This window comes from Bordetella sp. BOR01 (assembly GCF_019218885.1).
Taxonomy (GTDB): domain Bacteria; phylum Pseudomonadota; class Gammaproteobacteria; order Burkholderiales; family Burkholderiaceae_B; genus Bordetella_A.
Genome location: NZ_JAHUWT010000002.1, coordinates 1,289,265 through 1,303,490, shown reverse-complemented (window position 1 = coordinate 1,303,490; position 14,226 = coordinate 1,289,265). Strand labels below are relative to the sequence as shown.

11 protein-coding genes are annotated in these 14,226 nt (G+C 65.8%); 9 read left to right on the top strand and 2 right to left on the bottom strand.

Annotation, left to right across the window (positions count from 1 at the left end; translation table 11 throughout):
- Positions 1-12: 12 nt before the first annotated feature.
- On the bottom strand, positions 13-1,386 hold the full coding sequence (locus KW845_RS13915) for a dihydroorotase family protein (RefSeq protein ID WP_218369802.1): 1,374 nt from the start codon (positions 1,384-1,386) through the stop codon (positions 13-15).
- A 26-nt stretch (positions 1,387-1,412) separates the two neighbouring features.
- Entirely contained in the window at positions 1,413-4,067 is a 2,655-nt protein-coding gene (gene acnA, locus KW845_RS13910) for an aconitate hydratase AcnA (protein ID WP_218369801.1), read from the bottom strand.
- Positions 4,068-4,311: 244 nt separating this feature from the next.
- On the opposite strand from acnA, the gene KW845_RS13905 reads away from it, so the two are divergent.
- From KW845_RS13905 to KW845_RS13865, 9 genes are all read left to right on the top strand, one after another.
- Positions 4,312-5,208 carry an oxaloacetate decarboxylase gene (locus tag KW845_RS13905; RefSeq protein WP_218369800.1) on the top strand — a complete coding sequence of 299 codons (897 nt, stop codon included), beginning with the start codon at positions 4,312-4,314 and terminating at the stop codon, positions 5,206-5,208.
- Positions 5,209-5,407: 199 nt separating this feature from the next.
- Positions 5,408-6,457 (top strand): alpha/beta fold hydrolase, encoded by a 1,050-nt coding sequence (locus KW845_RS13900; RefSeq protein ID WP_218369799.1) that lies wholly within the window; start codon positions 5,408-5,410, stop codon positions 6,455-6,457.
- Between the two features lie 91 nt (positions 6,458-6,548).
- Positions 6,549-6,833 (top strand): hypothetical protein, encoded by a 285-nt coding sequence (locus tag KW845_RS13895; RefSeq protein WP_218369798.1) that lies wholly within the window; start codon positions 6,549-6,551, stop codon positions 6,831-6,833.
- Positions 6,823-7,143 carry a hypothetical protein gene (locus tag KW845_RS13890; RefSeq protein ID WP_218369797.1) on the top strand — a complete coding sequence of 107 codons (321 nt, stop codon included), beginning with the start codon at positions 6,823-6,825 and terminating at the stop codon, positions 7,141-7,143. Before KW845_RS13895 ends, KW845_RS13890 begins: the two co-directional genes overlap by 11 nt.
- 7 nt (positions 7,144-7,150) lie before the next feature.
- Positions 7,151-8,764: a PepSY domain-containing protein gene (locus KW845_RS13885; RefSeq protein ID WP_218369796.1), complete on the top strand. Its 1,614-nt coding sequence runs from the start codon at positions 7,151-7,153 to the stop codon at positions 8,762-8,764.
- A gap of 4 nt (positions 8,765-8,768) precedes the next feature.
- Positions 8,769-10,895, top strand: coding sequence for a TonB-dependent siderophore receptor (locus tag KW845_RS13880; RefSeq protein ID WP_218369795.1), 2,127 nt, complete (start codon positions 8,769-8,771; stop codon positions 10,893-10,895).
- 171 nt (positions 10,896-11,066) lie between these two features.
- Positions 11,067-12,032, top strand: a complete 966-nt coding sequence (locus KW845_RS13875) for a tripartite tricarboxylate transporter substrate binding protein (RefSeq protein WP_218369794.1) — start codon at positions 11,067-11,069, stop codon at positions 12,030-12,032.
- Positions 12,033-12,318: 286 nt separating this feature from the next.
- On the top strand, positions 12,319-13,350 hold the full coding sequence (gene bioB, locus KW845_RS13870) for a biotin synthase BioB (RefSeq protein ID WP_218369793.1): 1,032 nt from the start codon (positions 12,319-12,321) through the stop codon (positions 13,348-13,350).
- Positions 13,347-14,204 carry an EamA/RhaT family transporter gene (locus tag KW845_RS13865; RefSeq protein WP_218370033.1) on the top strand — a complete coding sequence of 286 codons (858 nt, stop codon included), beginning with the start codon at positions 13,347-13,349 and terminating at the stop codon, positions 14,202-14,204. The genes bioB and KW845_RS13865 overlap by 4 nt, the downstream gene beginning before the upstream one ends.
- Positions 14,205-14,226 lie beyond the last annotated feature (22 nt).

The following is a 14,226-nucleotide window of genomic DNA, read 5'->3' as shown; positions in this document are numbered from 1 at the left end:
TGTGAATTTTGATCAAAGGCGCCGCAGATAACGCCCGTCCGGCGCCTGGCGCACGGCATCGACGATCTTGCCATCGAGTGCGACCGTGCGGCCGCGCACCAGTGTGCGCACCGGCCACCCCCTGAAGGCCATGCCTTCGTAGGGCGAATAGTCGGCGTGCGACTCCAGTTCGCCCGGGTTGACGGTTTTTTCGAGATCGGGGTCGACAATCAGCAGGTCGGCGTCGTTGCCCACCGCGATGCGCCCCTTGCCTGGCATGCCATAGATGCGGGCCGCGGTGCTGCTTGCCACCTTGATCAGCGTCTCGAGCGGAACCTGGCGGCGGTGATAGCCTTCGTGCAACAGAATCGGCAAGATCATTCCCGTGCCCGGGAAACCATTGCTGGCTGCCCAGATATCCTTGTCTTTGGTGGCGCGCTTGCGCGGCACATGGTCCGAGCCGATGGTGGTGATGGCGCCGTCGCATACGCCTTCCCACATGGCGTCGATATCGGCCGCCGAACGCACCGGCGGGTTCACTTTGGCATAGGTGCCCGCGGGGCTGCGATCGTCAAGAAACAGGTAGTGCGGGCAGGTCTCGACGTAGATCGGCGCGGTGCGGCCGTCGCCGCGGTGGCGGCGAACCTCGCGCAGGGCTTCGCGGCTGCTCAGGTGCACGATATTTACGGCGGTGCCCGTCTTGCCGGCGAAGTAGCAAACGCGGTGCACGTTCTCGGCTTCCAGGAAATCGGGGCTTTGCTCGTTCCAGGCGGCCAGGTCGTCGCGGCCGGCCGCGCGCAGCGGGTCGCGCAGCCACGGGATGACCTCGACGTTCTCGCAATGCACGCCCAGGATCGCGCCGGGGATGTCGCGCGTGGCCTGCAAGGCCCCCCACAACAGGCCGTCGTCGATATCGGTGAAACCCTTGGACAAGCCTGCCGCGCCCTTGTACATCATGTACAGCTTGTAGGAGCTTACGCCGAAGCGGCGCGAGATCTCGTCCAGCGTTTCCACATGCAGGCGGCTGGTAATGCCGAAATGAAAGCCGAAGTCGATGCAGCTCTGGCTTTCGGCCCGCGCCTTGGCGGCATCGAAGCTTTCGCGGATGTCGGCCGAACGGTGAAACGAAATGACGCTGGTCGTGCCGCCCAGCGCCGCGGTGCGCGATTCGGTCTCGAAGTCGGTTTCCGGCGACCCGAACCCGAAATGCACGTGCGGATCGATGACGCCCGGCAGCGTCCACAAGCCCTGGCAATCGATGACTACGCGCGCGGCAGGCATGTCTTGCCCGTGGCTGCCGATCAATGCGATCTTGCCGTCGGCGATGCCTATCGCCCCCGGCACCAGGCCCTGCCCTTCCAGGAACACAAGCGTATTGGTCAGGAGGGTATCCAAAGGTCTTGCCATGTTGGTTTCCTTGAGTCCAGATGGGATTACTGCAGATAATCTGCCAGCACGCTGGCCGGGATGCCGCCCTGGAACAGCAGTTCGCGTTCGGATTGCGTCAGCACTTGCGGGCGGACGGTGAATTCGATGGCGGCGCCGGCGCGCGTTGCCACGACCCGCACGGCGCTACCCTGGCGTATCCCTTCGGCCACACCATAGAACGCGAATGTCTCGCTGCCGTCCAGGCCCAGCTCTTGCCAACCTTCGCCGGGCTCGAACTGGAACGGCACGACGCCCATTCCCACCAGGTTGGCCCGATGGATGCGCTCGAACGATTTCGCCAGCACGGCGTGCACACCCAGCAAGGCCGTTCCCTTGGCAGCCCAGTCGCGGCTGCTGCCCGTGCCGTATTCCTTGCCCGCCAGGACGATGGTGGCCGTGCCGTCGGCCATGTACCGGCGGCTGGCGTCATAGAGGCTGAGCACGTCGCCACTGGGAAAGTGGCGCGTGCAGCTGCCTTCGGTGTCGGGCACAAGCAGATTGCGGATACGGATATTGCCGAACGTGGCGCGCGTCATGACCTCGAAATTGCAGCGCCGGGCCACGTAGCTATTGAAATCCTGTTGCGCCACGCCCAAGCCCAGCAAATACTGGCCGGCCGGGGTCTCGGCGGGAATCTCGCCGCTGGGCGAAATGTGATCGGTGGTCAGCGAATCGCCGTACAGCCCCAGCACGCGCGCCCCGCTCAGGTCCTGGCCGAACTGCCGCGCCGGCATCTTGAAAAATGGCGGCTCGACCAGGTAGCTCGATGCCGGGTCCCATTCCCAATGGTGCCCCGCCCCCGCCGCCAGTTGTTCCCACTGCGACGCGCCCTCGGGCTCCAGGTCCCATACCTTGCGAAAGCCTTGCGGAGACAGGGCCTGGTCCATCAGTTCGCGTACTTGCGCCTCGCTGGGCCACAGGTCGCGCAGCCACACGGCATTGCCCGATGGATCGACCCCGAGCGGCTCTTTGGAAAAATCGATGTCGACGCGCCCGGCCAGCGCGTAAGCCACCACCAGCGGTGGCGAGCCGATGTAGTTGGCGCGCGCCAGCTTGTGGATGCGCCCCTCGAAATTGCGATTGCCCGACAGCACCGCGCACACGACCCATTGATTGGCCGTGATGTCCTGCACCACTTCGGGCGACAAGGGGCCGGACTTTCCGCCACAGGTCGTGCATCCGTAGCCGATCACGCCGAAACCCAGGGCCTCCAGGTCGCCCAGCAAGCCGGTATGGCTGAGATAATCGGTGACCGTGCGCGATCCCGGTGCCAGCGACCGCTTGACCCACGGCGGCGGCACGATGCCGCGCTGGCGCGCGTGGCGCGCCACCAGCGCGGCGGTCAGCATGACCGAGGGATTGGACGTATTCGTGCACGACGTGATGGCGGCCACCACGATGCTGCCATGGCGCAACCCGGCGCTGCCTGCCGGGCGGGCCAGCGCGTCCGGCGCCACGCCGAATCCGCCTTCGGCAGGCGCCTGGGGCAGGCGCCTCGTGAAATCGTCGGCCAATTGGCCGATCGGCAGCCGGTCTTGCGGACGCCTGGGGCCGCTCATGCAGGGTTCGGCTTGTGCCAGGTCGATGGTGATGGTCCTGGCGTACTGCACATCGGCAGAGACGGGGTTGTCGCGCCAAAGATGGTTCGCCCGGGCATACGCCTCGATGGCCTCGAGGTGCGCCGCCGAGCGTCCGGTCAGGTGCAAGTAGCGCAAGGTCTGGCCATCGATGGGAAAGAAGCCGCAGGTGGCGCCGTACTCGGGTGCCATATTGGCGATCGTGGCCCGGTCGGCCACCGGCAGCGCGGCCAGTGCCTCGCCGAAGAACTCGACCATGCAGCCCGCCACCCCTGCGCTGCGCAAGCGCTGCGTGACCAGCAATGCGGCATCGGTCGGGGTGACCGGGTTGCGGAATGCGCCCTTGAGTTCGACGCCCACCACCTCGGGAATGGGAAAAGTGTATGCCCGGCCCAGCAGCGCCGATTCGGCATCGATGCCGCCCACGCCCCAGCCCAGCACCCCCAGGCCGTTGATCATGGGGGTATGGGAATCGCCGCCGATGACGAAGTCGGGGTATGCCCACTGCTGGCCGCCGTGTTCGCCCACGCTGACGACGGTTGCCAGTTTCTCGAGATTGACCTGATGGATGATGCCGGTTCCGGGCGGAAACACGCGCAGGCCGCCAAAAGCCTGCTGCGCCCACTTGAGAAAGCGGTATCGCTCTTCATTGCGGGCGAATTCGGCGTCCAGGTTCTTGCGCACCGCATCGTCGCAGCCCCAGGTATCGACTTGCAGGGAATGATCGACGATCAGGTCCACGGGCACGCGGGTATCGACCCCGGCCGAATCGCCCCCGCCCGCCCTGACGGCATCGCGCAAGGCGGCCAGGTCTTGCAGGACCGGCAGGCCGCTCGAATCGGGCAGGATCACGCGCTCGACGTGCAGCGAGATCTGCGTGGAAATATTGTGCTGCCATTGAACGGCCGCCTGGATTTCGGCCTGTTGCACCGGACGGCCCCAAAGCCGGTGGCGCTGCAGGTTTTCCAGCAGGGTGCGAATGACATAAGGAAGAGTTGCGACCTCGACCCCGTAGCGGCCCGCCACGTGCGCCACATCGGCGTAAAAGGTCGGGATACCCCCCAGGAGAAACGACGCTTTCATGAAAATCCCTTCTACTCAGCACTAAAAGAATAGGACGCCTGCGAAAAACTGTCAACACTAAAACCCAAGCAGCGCCCGACGGCTCGGTCCTCTGTGGAAATTTCCCTTTCGTTACGTAGTATCCAGGGATCCCGCACCAGCAGCTTTCCTAAAAGAGTTGACACTTTGGCCAGCCGAAATGAATAATACGGCCGAATCCGCACGCAAAGTGCCGCAATCTGCCGTCCAGAGGAACCAGACACCCATGACATCCGCCGCCAAGAAGTTTCGAGACCTTCTCAACACTGCCGAATTCATTGTCTCGCCGGGTGTCTACGATGGCTACAGCCTTCGCCTGGTGCAGGCCGCGGGGTTCAAGACGGCATGCACCAGCGGTGCCGCGCTGTCCAATGCCCTGCTCGGGATCGCCGATATCGGCGTCATGGGGCTGACAGAGAACGTCAATCACTGCCGCATGCTGGCCCGGTCGGTCGATATCCCGCTGACGGCCGATGCCGACACCGGATACGGTAACCCGGTAAATGTCTTCCATACCGTGCGCATGTTCGAAGAGGCGGGCGTGGCCGGCATCAACCTGGAAGACCAGGTCAGCCCCAAGCGTTGCGGCCACATGCCGGGCAAGGATGTGGTTCCCCTGGAAGAAATGGTGAAGAAAATCGAAGCGGCCTGCCTGGCCCGGCGCGACGACGATTTCGTCATCATTGCCCGTACCGACGCCCTGGCGGTCGAGGGTATCGAAGGCGCCGCGCGCCGTGCCCGGGCCTATGCCGCGGCGGGCGCCGATGTCATCTTCCCCGACGCGGTCAAGACGCCCGAAGATATTGGCCAGATCGTCGAGGCCGCCGGCGTGCCGATCACCATCAACATGGGCTTCGGCATCCGCCAGCGCCCCACCACGCCGCTGATTCCCATTCCCGTGCTCAAGAAGCTGGGCGTCAAGCGCATCAGCCTGCCGCGCATGCTGCCGGCAGCCGCGATCTACGGAATGCGCAACGCGCTTGAAGAAATGAAGAACGTCATCGCCACGGGCGAACCCGTTCATCGCCCCGACATGCTGGTGGGCATCGAAGACATCATGGAACTGATGGGCTACGAAGACATGCGCGCGCTGGAAAAGCAGTTGACGACGATCACGCCCTGATCAGGCCGGCCCGCCGCGCTGTATCGCACTGTATTGCCGCCCCGCGCCGATACGCACAGGTACGTGACAAGGCCGCAAAGGACAAGCTCCCGATACATGCAGCCGCTGTAATGCAAGCAGTCACGAAACGCAGAGGGTAGGCCGGCATCGCCTGGCCATGGCGACAAGCCCCCTCTACCAACCTTGTGGGAGCTTGCGCATGTCAGAACCGATCAACACGCGGCGCCGTCTTTTCCTGGGCACCACGGCCGCCAGCCTGGCCTGGGCCGGGCTGGCCCAGGCGGCGCCGGCCCGCGCTGCCGACCCGGCGGCGCAGGCGAACCGCCTGTCCGCCGCGGCGACGCCACCCGGCGCGTTTGCCCGCATCAAACAGATCGAAGCCGGCATGCTGGACATCGGCTATGCCGACGTGGGCCCCGCCCACGGCAAGCCGGTCATTCTGCTGCATGGCTGGCCCTATGACATCCACAGCTATGCCGAAGTGGCGCCGCGCCTGGCGGCGGCCGGCTACCGGGTGATCGTGCCCTACCTGCGCGGCTACGGGTCCACGCGCTTCCTGTCGGACGACACGATGCGCAACGCCCAGCAATCGGTGGTGGCGCTGGACATCATCGCGCTGATGGATGTGCTGCAGATCCGGCAGGCGGTGCTGGGCGGCTACGACTGGGGCGCGCGCACGGCCAACATCCTGGCGGCGCTGTGGCCCGAGCGCTTCACGGGCATGGTGTCGGTCAGCGGCTACCTGATCGGCAGCCCCGCGGCGAACCAGGCGCCGCTGCCGCCCGAAGCCGAATTGGCCTGGTGGTATCAGTATTACTTCGCCACCGAGCGCGGCCGCCTGGGCTACGAAGCCAACCGCAAGGAATTCGCCCGGCTGATCTGGCGCACCGCCTCGCCGAAATGGGATTTCGACCAAGCCACCTTCGACCGATCGGCACAGGCCCTGGACAACCCCGACCACGTTGCCATCACCATCCACAATTACCGCTGGCGCCTGGGCCTGGCCGATGGCGAACGCCAATACGACGCACTGGAAAAGCGCCTGGCCGTGCAACCGTCGATCACCATCCCCACCATCACCATGGAAGGCGAGGCCAACGGCGCGCCGCACCCGCCCCCGGCCGCCTATGCCAGGCGTTTCGTGGGCAAGTACAAGCACATCACCCTGGCGGACGGCGTGGGCCACAACTTGCCGCAAGAGGCGCCGCGGGCGTTTGCCCAGGCGATTGTCGAGGTGGATGGGCGCTGAACGCCGAGCGCTTCCCACGGCAAGGATTTACAGTGCGGTACTTATTAACTAGAATAGGAATAATTCGCATAATCAGTAAATAGTAAACCCCATGGCATTCCCGCTGATCAGCCTGCTGGCGCTTGCACTCGCCAGCATCCTGGCCAACCTGTCGACCAAGCGGGCCACGCGCCGAATCCGCGGTGCGCTGGGATGGCCGCTGACCGTCGCCTTGACGGCGTGCGCGGCCGCCATGCTGGCCAGCTTCCTGAGCCTGGCTGTGGCCATTGCGGTCGCCCTGCTCTACCTGATGGTCGGCATTCCGCTGGTCTCGGCCTTGCGCGGCTATCGCAACCGCTCCGTCCGTTCCGCGCGCCCGGCCCGCCATGACTGCTGAGGCACCGGGCCGGCGCCGGCGGGCAAAGCCCGGCCCCGTCCCGGAATCCTTGCTGCTGCATCATGGCCTGGTCAGTACCGTGCTGGGCTTTCCCCTGGCATTGCTGGCAAGCGGCTGCCTGAACGTCCTGCTCGGCATCGGACAAGACCCGGACCCGGCCCAATACCAGCTCGTCATGTGGAGCGTGGCGCCATTATGGGTGGCCATCGTTTCGGTGATGTTCCTGGCGCCCAGCCGGCGGGCATGCTGGCTATGGCTGCTGCTTGCCAATGCCATCGCGGCGTTGGTCTTTTACGGGGTAGCCAGGTAGCACACGCATGGGCATCAACACCGAGACCGTACGCAAATTCAAAGTCGTGCATACGTGGACGGGCATCCTGTCCAGCATCATGCTGTTCATCGCCTTCTATGCGGGCGCGCTGGCGATATTCAAACCCGAAATCACGCTGTGGACGCAGGCCGACAAACAGCTGCCCGCAGGCAGCGCCAATATCGACGCGCTTGCCGCCGCATTTTTTCACCCGGACACCCATCCGCCGGCCAGGGCGATGCTGGCCCTGCCGCACCGCGAAGACGCGGCGGCGCGCATCTACTACACAGCCGAAGGCGAGCACCGGCTGGCGTATCTGGATCAGGCGGGCCGGTTGCGGCACATCGGCAACGCGGCCGCGGGAACCGACCTGCGCAGCGGGCAGACGGTGGGTGACTTTGTCGACGACGTGCACCGCAAGGGCGGCCTGCCGATGGACCTGGAAACTTCCGAACCCATCATCGGCATCGTCAGCCTGCTGTACGCCGTGGCGCTGATTGCGGGCGTAGTGGTGCTGCTGCCCTCTTTGGTCAAGGACCTGTTCCTGTTGCGCATCACGCACAACGTCAGGCGCATGTGGCTGGATGCCCACAATGTGCTGGGCCTCACCAGCCTGCCATTTCATATCGTCATGGCGCTGACGGCAGTGACTTTCGGGCTGCACGACTGGATCTACTCGGCCCAGGGGAAAATGATCTACCCCGCCGGCAAGGACCCCTACGCCGCCGCGCTGGCAGCGCCCAGCCCGCCGCAGGCCCCTGATGCCATGCGGGCGCTGGCCCCGTCAGAGTTGCTTGCCCACCTGCGGCAGGCGGCGCCTGCCTTCGAGCCGCGCGCGCTGATCTATTCCACTGGCCGCGACGGCACGCAAAACCCCGAGGTGCGCGTGGCCGGCGCCGACGAGCGCCATTTCCTGCGCGATGGCCGCATCGGCTACGCCTTCATCGACCAGTTTTCCGGCCAGTTGGGCGAAACCACCTACCTGCCGGGCCACCAGACTGCGATGGCCGCTACCTTGAGCAGCTTCTTCGGGCTGCACTTTGGCAATTTCGGCGGCCTGCCGGTGCGGATCCTGTACGTGATCCTGGGGGTGCTGGGCGCCTTGGTGTTCTATTCCGGCAACTTGCTGTGGATCGAAGCCCGCCTGAAGAAAAGCCGCCCGGGGCAGCCCGCGGCCGTGCAGCCGCGCCACGTGCGCTGGCTTTCATCGCTGACCGTGGGCGCCTGCCTGGGCTGCGTGGCCGGGCTGTCGGCCGGCATCGTGGCGGCCCGCTGGCTGGCCAGCACCGCGGCAAGCCAGGCCAGCATTGCGTCTTATGCCTACTACGGGGTGTTCGTTGCCTATCTGGCCATGGCGTTCTGGCTGGGCGCCGCGCGTTCGTCGGCGGGCTTGCTGCTGGGCGCCGCGGTGGCCAGCGCACTGGTGCCGCTATCCAGCATCCTGTCCGTGTACTCGCAACCCGGCACGGCCTACCTGTCCGCCTATTTTTTCGTGGATGGCTTCTTCGCCATCGCGGCCGGCCTGCTGTGCTACCTGGCATACCGCGCGCAGCGCCGCTACCGGCAAGGCTCGCGCATGTTTCCCGCCCCTGCAACCCGCTTTCGCCCTGATCCCATCTGACCGCATGAACAAGACCGCGATCTCGCGCTACGCCGCACCTGCCATGTACGCATGGCTGTTCACGGCCATGACCCTGCCCGCATTCGCGATGGCGCAAACCGCGACCACCCTGTCGCCCATCACGGTGCAGGGCCAGATCGATCCCGAGGCGCTGCCGCCTGCCGCGCCCGGCGGCCTGGTGGCGACCGGCTCGCGGCTGGGCATACTGGGCAACCAGGACGTGATGGACACGCCGTTCAGCACGACCTCGTACACCTCGCAACTCATCCAGGACCGGCAGGCGCGCACCGTCGGAGAAGTGCTGCTCAACGATCCGTCGGTGCGCACCACGACCAACGCGGGCCACATGTACGAGCACTTCACCATTCGCGGCCTGCAGGTGGATGGCGCCGACATGGGCTTCAACGGGCTGTTCGGCGTCATGCCGTTCGCGCACGTGCCGATCGAATTCATCGAGCGGGTCGAAGTGCTGCGCGGCCCCAGCGCCATGCTGACGGGCATGGGCCCGATGTCCAGCCTGGGCGGCATGATCAACCTGGTGCCCAAGCGGGCAGGATCCGAACCCATTGCCGAACTGACCACGTCTTACGTCAGCAAGGGCTATGGCCAGGCGCATGTCGACGTCGGCCGGCGTTTCGGCGACGACCAGCGGCTGGGCATACGCTTCAACGGCGTCTACGGCAATGGCGAAACCGGCGTATCGGGCCAGCGCAAGGGCCGCGAACTGGGCGCGCTGGGGCTGGACTATGCCGGCGACGGCTGGCGCTTGTCGTTGGATGCCTACAGCAGCCGGGAAGATATCGAGAACGGCAGCCCCGCCATGTATGAAATGGCCAGGCTGGGCACGCTGGTCGCGCCGCCCGACAATTCGTCCAACCTGTTCCGTGGCACCAGCGGCGTGCAGCGCGATCACGGCTTTGCATTGCGCGGCGAGGTGGACCTGACCGACAGCCTGTCCGCCTACGCGGCCTTCGGCGGCTCGAATTCGCGGGGCCGCGGCTTGATGTTCGGTACCCGCACCGTGGTCACCGGCACAGACGGCTCTGCCATCGGGTATGTGTACAACGTCGACTCCACCGAGCAGAGCCGCGTCGGCGAGGTCGGCCTGCGCGGCCGCTTCCAGACGGGCGGCATTTCCCATGCGGTGACGCTGGCCGGCAACCTGGCCAGCTACGAGCAGGACGTCTACAACCGCGCCAACGCCGGCTTTCCACAGAATATCTATGATCCGGTCAGGCCGGTGTTTCCGGACAGCCCCGAACGCACGGGCGGCAATGGCTACGACAACCTGATGAGCTCGGTTGCGCTGTCCGATACCCTGGGCTTTGCGCAAGACAAGGTGCTGCTGACGCTGGGCGGGCGCTATCAACGGGTACGGCAGTCGCGCAACACCGACTACGATGAATCGAAGGTGACGCCCATGGCCGCCATCGTAGTCAAGCCATGGGGCGAGGACACGTCCTTCTATGCCAACTACGTCGAAGGACTGCAGCCCGGCCAGACCGTCGGCCTGGGCTACCTGAACGAGGGCCAGACATTCAAGCCCACCACTTCGAAGCAGATGGAAGCCGGCGTCAAGCTGCGCCGCGGCGGCTTCACCCATACCTTCAGCGCGTTCCAGATCGACAAGAGCTTCCTGGGCAGCATCGCCGAAGACAGCGGCAACCGGCTCGCCACCGGCAAGCAGCGCAACCGCGGCCTCGAATGGATAGTCAACGGCCAGTTGACGCGTACGCTGACAGTCCTGGGCGGCGTGTCGTACCTGACCGCCGAGCAGCGTTCATCGGTGGGCAACGGCAACCAGGGCAATGACGTGTTCGGCTCGCCGAACTGGCTGGCGAACCTGGGCCTGGAATGGGCGACCCCGGTCGAGGGCCTGAGCGTCAGCGGGCGGGTGATCTATACCGGTCCGCAATGGCTGGATTCGGGCAACGACGTGCGCATTCCCTCGTGGACGCGCGTCGATGTGGGCGCCAAGTACGCCACCCGGATCTCGGGCACGCCGGTCACGTTCTACGCCAACGTAGACAATCTGTTCGACCGGGATTACTGGGAAGGCACATTCACCGATGGCTTCGCCACGCTGTCGCCGCCCCGCACCCTGCGCCTGGGCGCCACGATTTCGTTCTGAGCGGCTGCGGCCCGGTGCCCGCCCGATGGCTGGGCACCAGGGCGCCGGCATCACTATTCAGCTCGTGAATTGAACCATCCCGTTTCTCCATTGGACCCTGCCCGATACGGTCCATAAGATAAATCGACCTGCCGGCAAACAGGCAGGCGCACCATTTATCTGGAGACAACCATGCCTATTCAGGTATGCCGTATCGCGGCCGCCCTGGCCGCGTCCTTGGTGGCCGCTGCAACCTGGGCCGCCTTTCCCGACAAGCCCGTCCATATCGTCGTGCCCTACGGGCCGGGCGGCGGCGTGGACACTTTTACCCGCCCCCTTGCCGCCGAGATGGGCACCCTTTCGGGCCAGACCTTCGTCATCGAGAACAAGGCTGGCGGCGGCGGCACCATCGGCACCCGGCATGTGGTGCAGGCGCCCGCCGATGGCTACACCGTGCTGTCCGGCGGCGTGCACCAGGCGATTGCCGAGGGCGTCTACCCGTCGCGCGGCTTCCAGTTGGCCAGGCAGTTGACGCCGCTGGTGATGACGGCCATCGTGCCGAACGTGCTGGTGGTCAATGCGCAGTCGCGCTTCAAGGACGTGCCCGCGCTGATCGCCTACGCGCGGGCCAACCCGGAACAGCTGAACTACTGTTCGTCCGGCGTGGGCACCGCGCAGCACCTGGTTGCCGAAATGTTCATGGAGGCCACCCAGACCCGGATGACGCATATTCCCTATACCGGTACCGCCGCGGCATTGGCGGACTTGCTGGGCGGGCACTGCGACCTGATGTTCGACGGGCTGGGCACATCGGCCCAGTTCCTGCGTTCGGGCAAGCTGCGCGGGCTGGCGTTCACCACCAAGACCCCATCGCCTTACTTTCCGGATATCCCCGCCATGAAGGCCGCCGGGGGCCCCGATATGGAAGCGTCGATCTGGTATGGATTCTGGGTATCGGCCGATACGCCGCCGGACAGGAAGGCGGCGTTGCAGCAGCTGGCCATGCGTGCGCTGCAAACCGATGCGGTGCGCAAGGCGTTCGAGACCCAGGGCGCCACCTTGTCGAGCCTGCCCGCCGCGCAACTGGATGGCTTTGTCGATGCCGAGATTGCCCGGTGGCAGAAGATCGTGCAGGCAACGGGCGCCACGGCCAAGTGACGGCAAGCGGCAAGTAGCAAGCGGCCCATGGCCGGCTAGCCAAGACATGGGTTGAGTTACAAAAAGACACTAAAAACAGGCCGGGCGAAGTGGCCGAAGATGGCGCGGGGTTAACGACACGACTGCGCCAAAAACGGCCATATCCATTCAATTACCAGTCAAGATCCAGTAATCGCCAGTCTTTTTGCCGAATTGCTTTTCTACCCCGCACGTCCCTACGATCCGCCGCTAAGGGCCAGGCCTCCGTTTTCCCGGCCTGGCCACATCGACTACGCGAAGGATCGCCATGCACACCTCGACCGTTGCTGTTTCCGACATCGCCAGGCCTGCCCGGGCAGTTGCCCAGGCCTGGCATGCCGACGACATCCTGGCGCTGTACGAATTACCCTTCATGGACTTGCTGTATCGCGCGCAGCAAGTGCATCGGCAGCACTTCGACGCCAGCGCCATCCAGCTATCCAGCCTGCTGTCGATCAAGACCGGGGGCTGTCCCGAAGACTGCGCCTATTGCCCGCAATCGGCCCACTACGACACCGGCCTGGCGGCCGACAAGCTGATGCCGCTGGACGAGGTGCTGCGCGCCGCCCGCACCGCGCAGGCCGGCGGCGCGCAGCGCTTCTGCATGGGGGCGGCCTGGCGCAGCCCCAAGCCGCACCACCTGGATGAAGTGGCCGCGATGATCCGCGCGGTGAAGGAACTGGGCATGGAAACCTGCGTCACGCTGGGCATGCTGCGCGACGGCCAGGCCGAACAATTGAAAGAGGCCGGGCTGGACTACTACAACCACAATCTGGATACCTCGCCCGAGTTCTACGGCCAGATCATTTCCACCCGCACGTATCAAGACCGGCTGGACACCCTGGACCGCGTGCGCGATGCCGGGCTGAACGTCTGCTGCGGCGGCATCGTGGGCATGGGCGAATCGCGCCGCGAGCGCGCCGGCCTGATCGCGCAACTGGCCAGCCTGGACCCCTACCCCGAATCGGTGCCGATCAATAACCTGGTGCAAGTGGAAGGCACGCCCCTGGCGGGCACCGAAGCGCTGGACCCCTTCGAGTTCGTGCGCAGCATCGCGGTGGCCCGCATCGCGATGCCGCTGGCGCGCGTGCGCCTGTCGGCCGGCCGCGAGACCATGAGCGACACGATGCAGGCGCTGTGCTTTCTGGCCGGCGCCAATTCGCTGTTCTGCGGCGACGTGCTGTTGACCACCGGCAACCCGCAGGTGCAGGCCGACGCACGCCTGATGGCACGCCTGGGCATGCATGCCGAAGGCACCCTGCCCCCTTCCGACCAGGCCGCCTCGGCATGTTCCCGCTGACGCCCGGCCTGCTGTACCTGCTGGCCAGCGTGGGCTTCAGCGTCAGCGTGGCGGTGCTGCTGAAGCTGGCCCGCCGCTATGGCATCGACGTCAGGCAGGCCATCGCCGCCAACTATGCGGTGACTGCGGCGCTCAGTTGGCTGATGCTGCGGCCGTCCGCCGCCCAGCTGGAATCGGCCAGCCAGGCCTGGGGCCTGCTGCTGGCGCTGGGGGTGCTGTTGCCCTGCGGCTTCATGGCCATGGCGCAATCCGTCCGTCACGCCGGCATCGTACGCAGCGATGCCGCGCAGCGGCTGTCGCTGTTCCTGCCCCTGCTGGCGGCGTTCCTGCTGTTCGGCGAGGCCATCACCCTGCGCAAGGCGGGCGCCATTGCCCTGGCCTTCACGGCGCTGTTCTGCGTGCTGCGCCGGCGCGAGCCGGCCGATGCCCAGGGCGCGGGTGAAAGCGCCTGGCTGTGGCCGCTGGGGGTATGGGTGGCCTACGGCGTGGTCGACATCCTGTTCAAGCAGGTCGCCAAGGCCGGCGCCGCGTTCTCGGGCGCGCTGCTGATCGCCTTTGCCCTGGCCGGCGTTTTCATGGCCGGCTATCTGCTGACGCGGCGCATCGCCTGGCAGCCGCGCCACCTGCTGGCAGGCGTGGTGCTGGGCGTGGCGAACTTCGGCAATATCGTCACCTACATCCGGGCCCACCAGGCCCTGCCGGACAATCCCGCGCTGGTGTTCTCGACCATGAACATGGGCGTCATCGCACTGGGCACGATGGTGGGCGCCCTGGCCTTTCGCGAACCGCTCAGCCACGTGAACCTGCTGGGGCTGGTACTGGCAGTGGCGGCGATTCTGCTGATGCTGCCCTGACGCATGCGATGGCTGGCCTAAC

What these genes read in the sequence shown, in the direction of transcription:
- KW845_RS13880 (WP_218369795.1), top strand. Translation starts at nt 8,769, where the DNA reads ATGAACAAGACCGCGATCTCGCGCTACGCCGCACCTGCCATGTACGCA.
- KW845_RS13875 (WP_218369794.1), top strand. Translation starts at nt 11,067, where the DNA reads ATGCCTATTCAGGTATGCCGTATCGCGGCCGCCCTGGCCGCGTCCTTG.
- KW845_RS13900 (WP_218369799.1), top strand. Translation starts at nt 5,408, where the DNA reads ATGTCAGAACCGATCAACACGCGGCGCCGTCTTTTCCTGGGCACCACG.
- acnA (WP_218369801.1), bottom strand. Translation starts at nt 4,067, where the DNA reads ATGAAAGCGTCGTTTCTCCTGGGGGGTATCCCGACCTTTTACGCCGAT.
- KW845_RS13905 (WP_218369800.1), top strand. Translation starts at nt 4,312, where the DNA reads ATGACATCCGCCGCCAAGAAGTTTCGAGACCTTCTCAACACTGCCGAA.
- KW845_RS13890 (WP_218369797.1), top strand. Translation starts at nt 6,823, where the DNA reads ATGACTGCTGAGGCACCGGGCCGGCGCCGGCGGGCAAAGCCCGGCCCC.
- KW845_RS13915 (WP_218369802.1), bottom strand. Translation starts at nt 1,386, where the DNA reads ATGGCAAGACCTTTGGATACCCTCCTGACCAATACGCTTGTGTTCCTG.
- KW845_RS13895 (WP_218369798.1), top strand. Translation starts at nt 6,549, where the DNA reads ATGGCATTCCCGCTGATCAGCCTGCTGGCGCTTGCACTCGCCAGCATC.
- bioB (WP_218369793.1), top strand. Translation starts at nt 12,319, where the DNA reads ATGCACACCTCGACCGTTGCTGTTTCCGACATCGCCAGGCCTGCCCGG.
- KW845_RS13885 (WP_218369796.1), top strand. Translation starts at nt 7,151, where the DNA reads ATGGGCATCAACACCGAGACCGTACGCAAATTCAAAGTCGTGCATACG.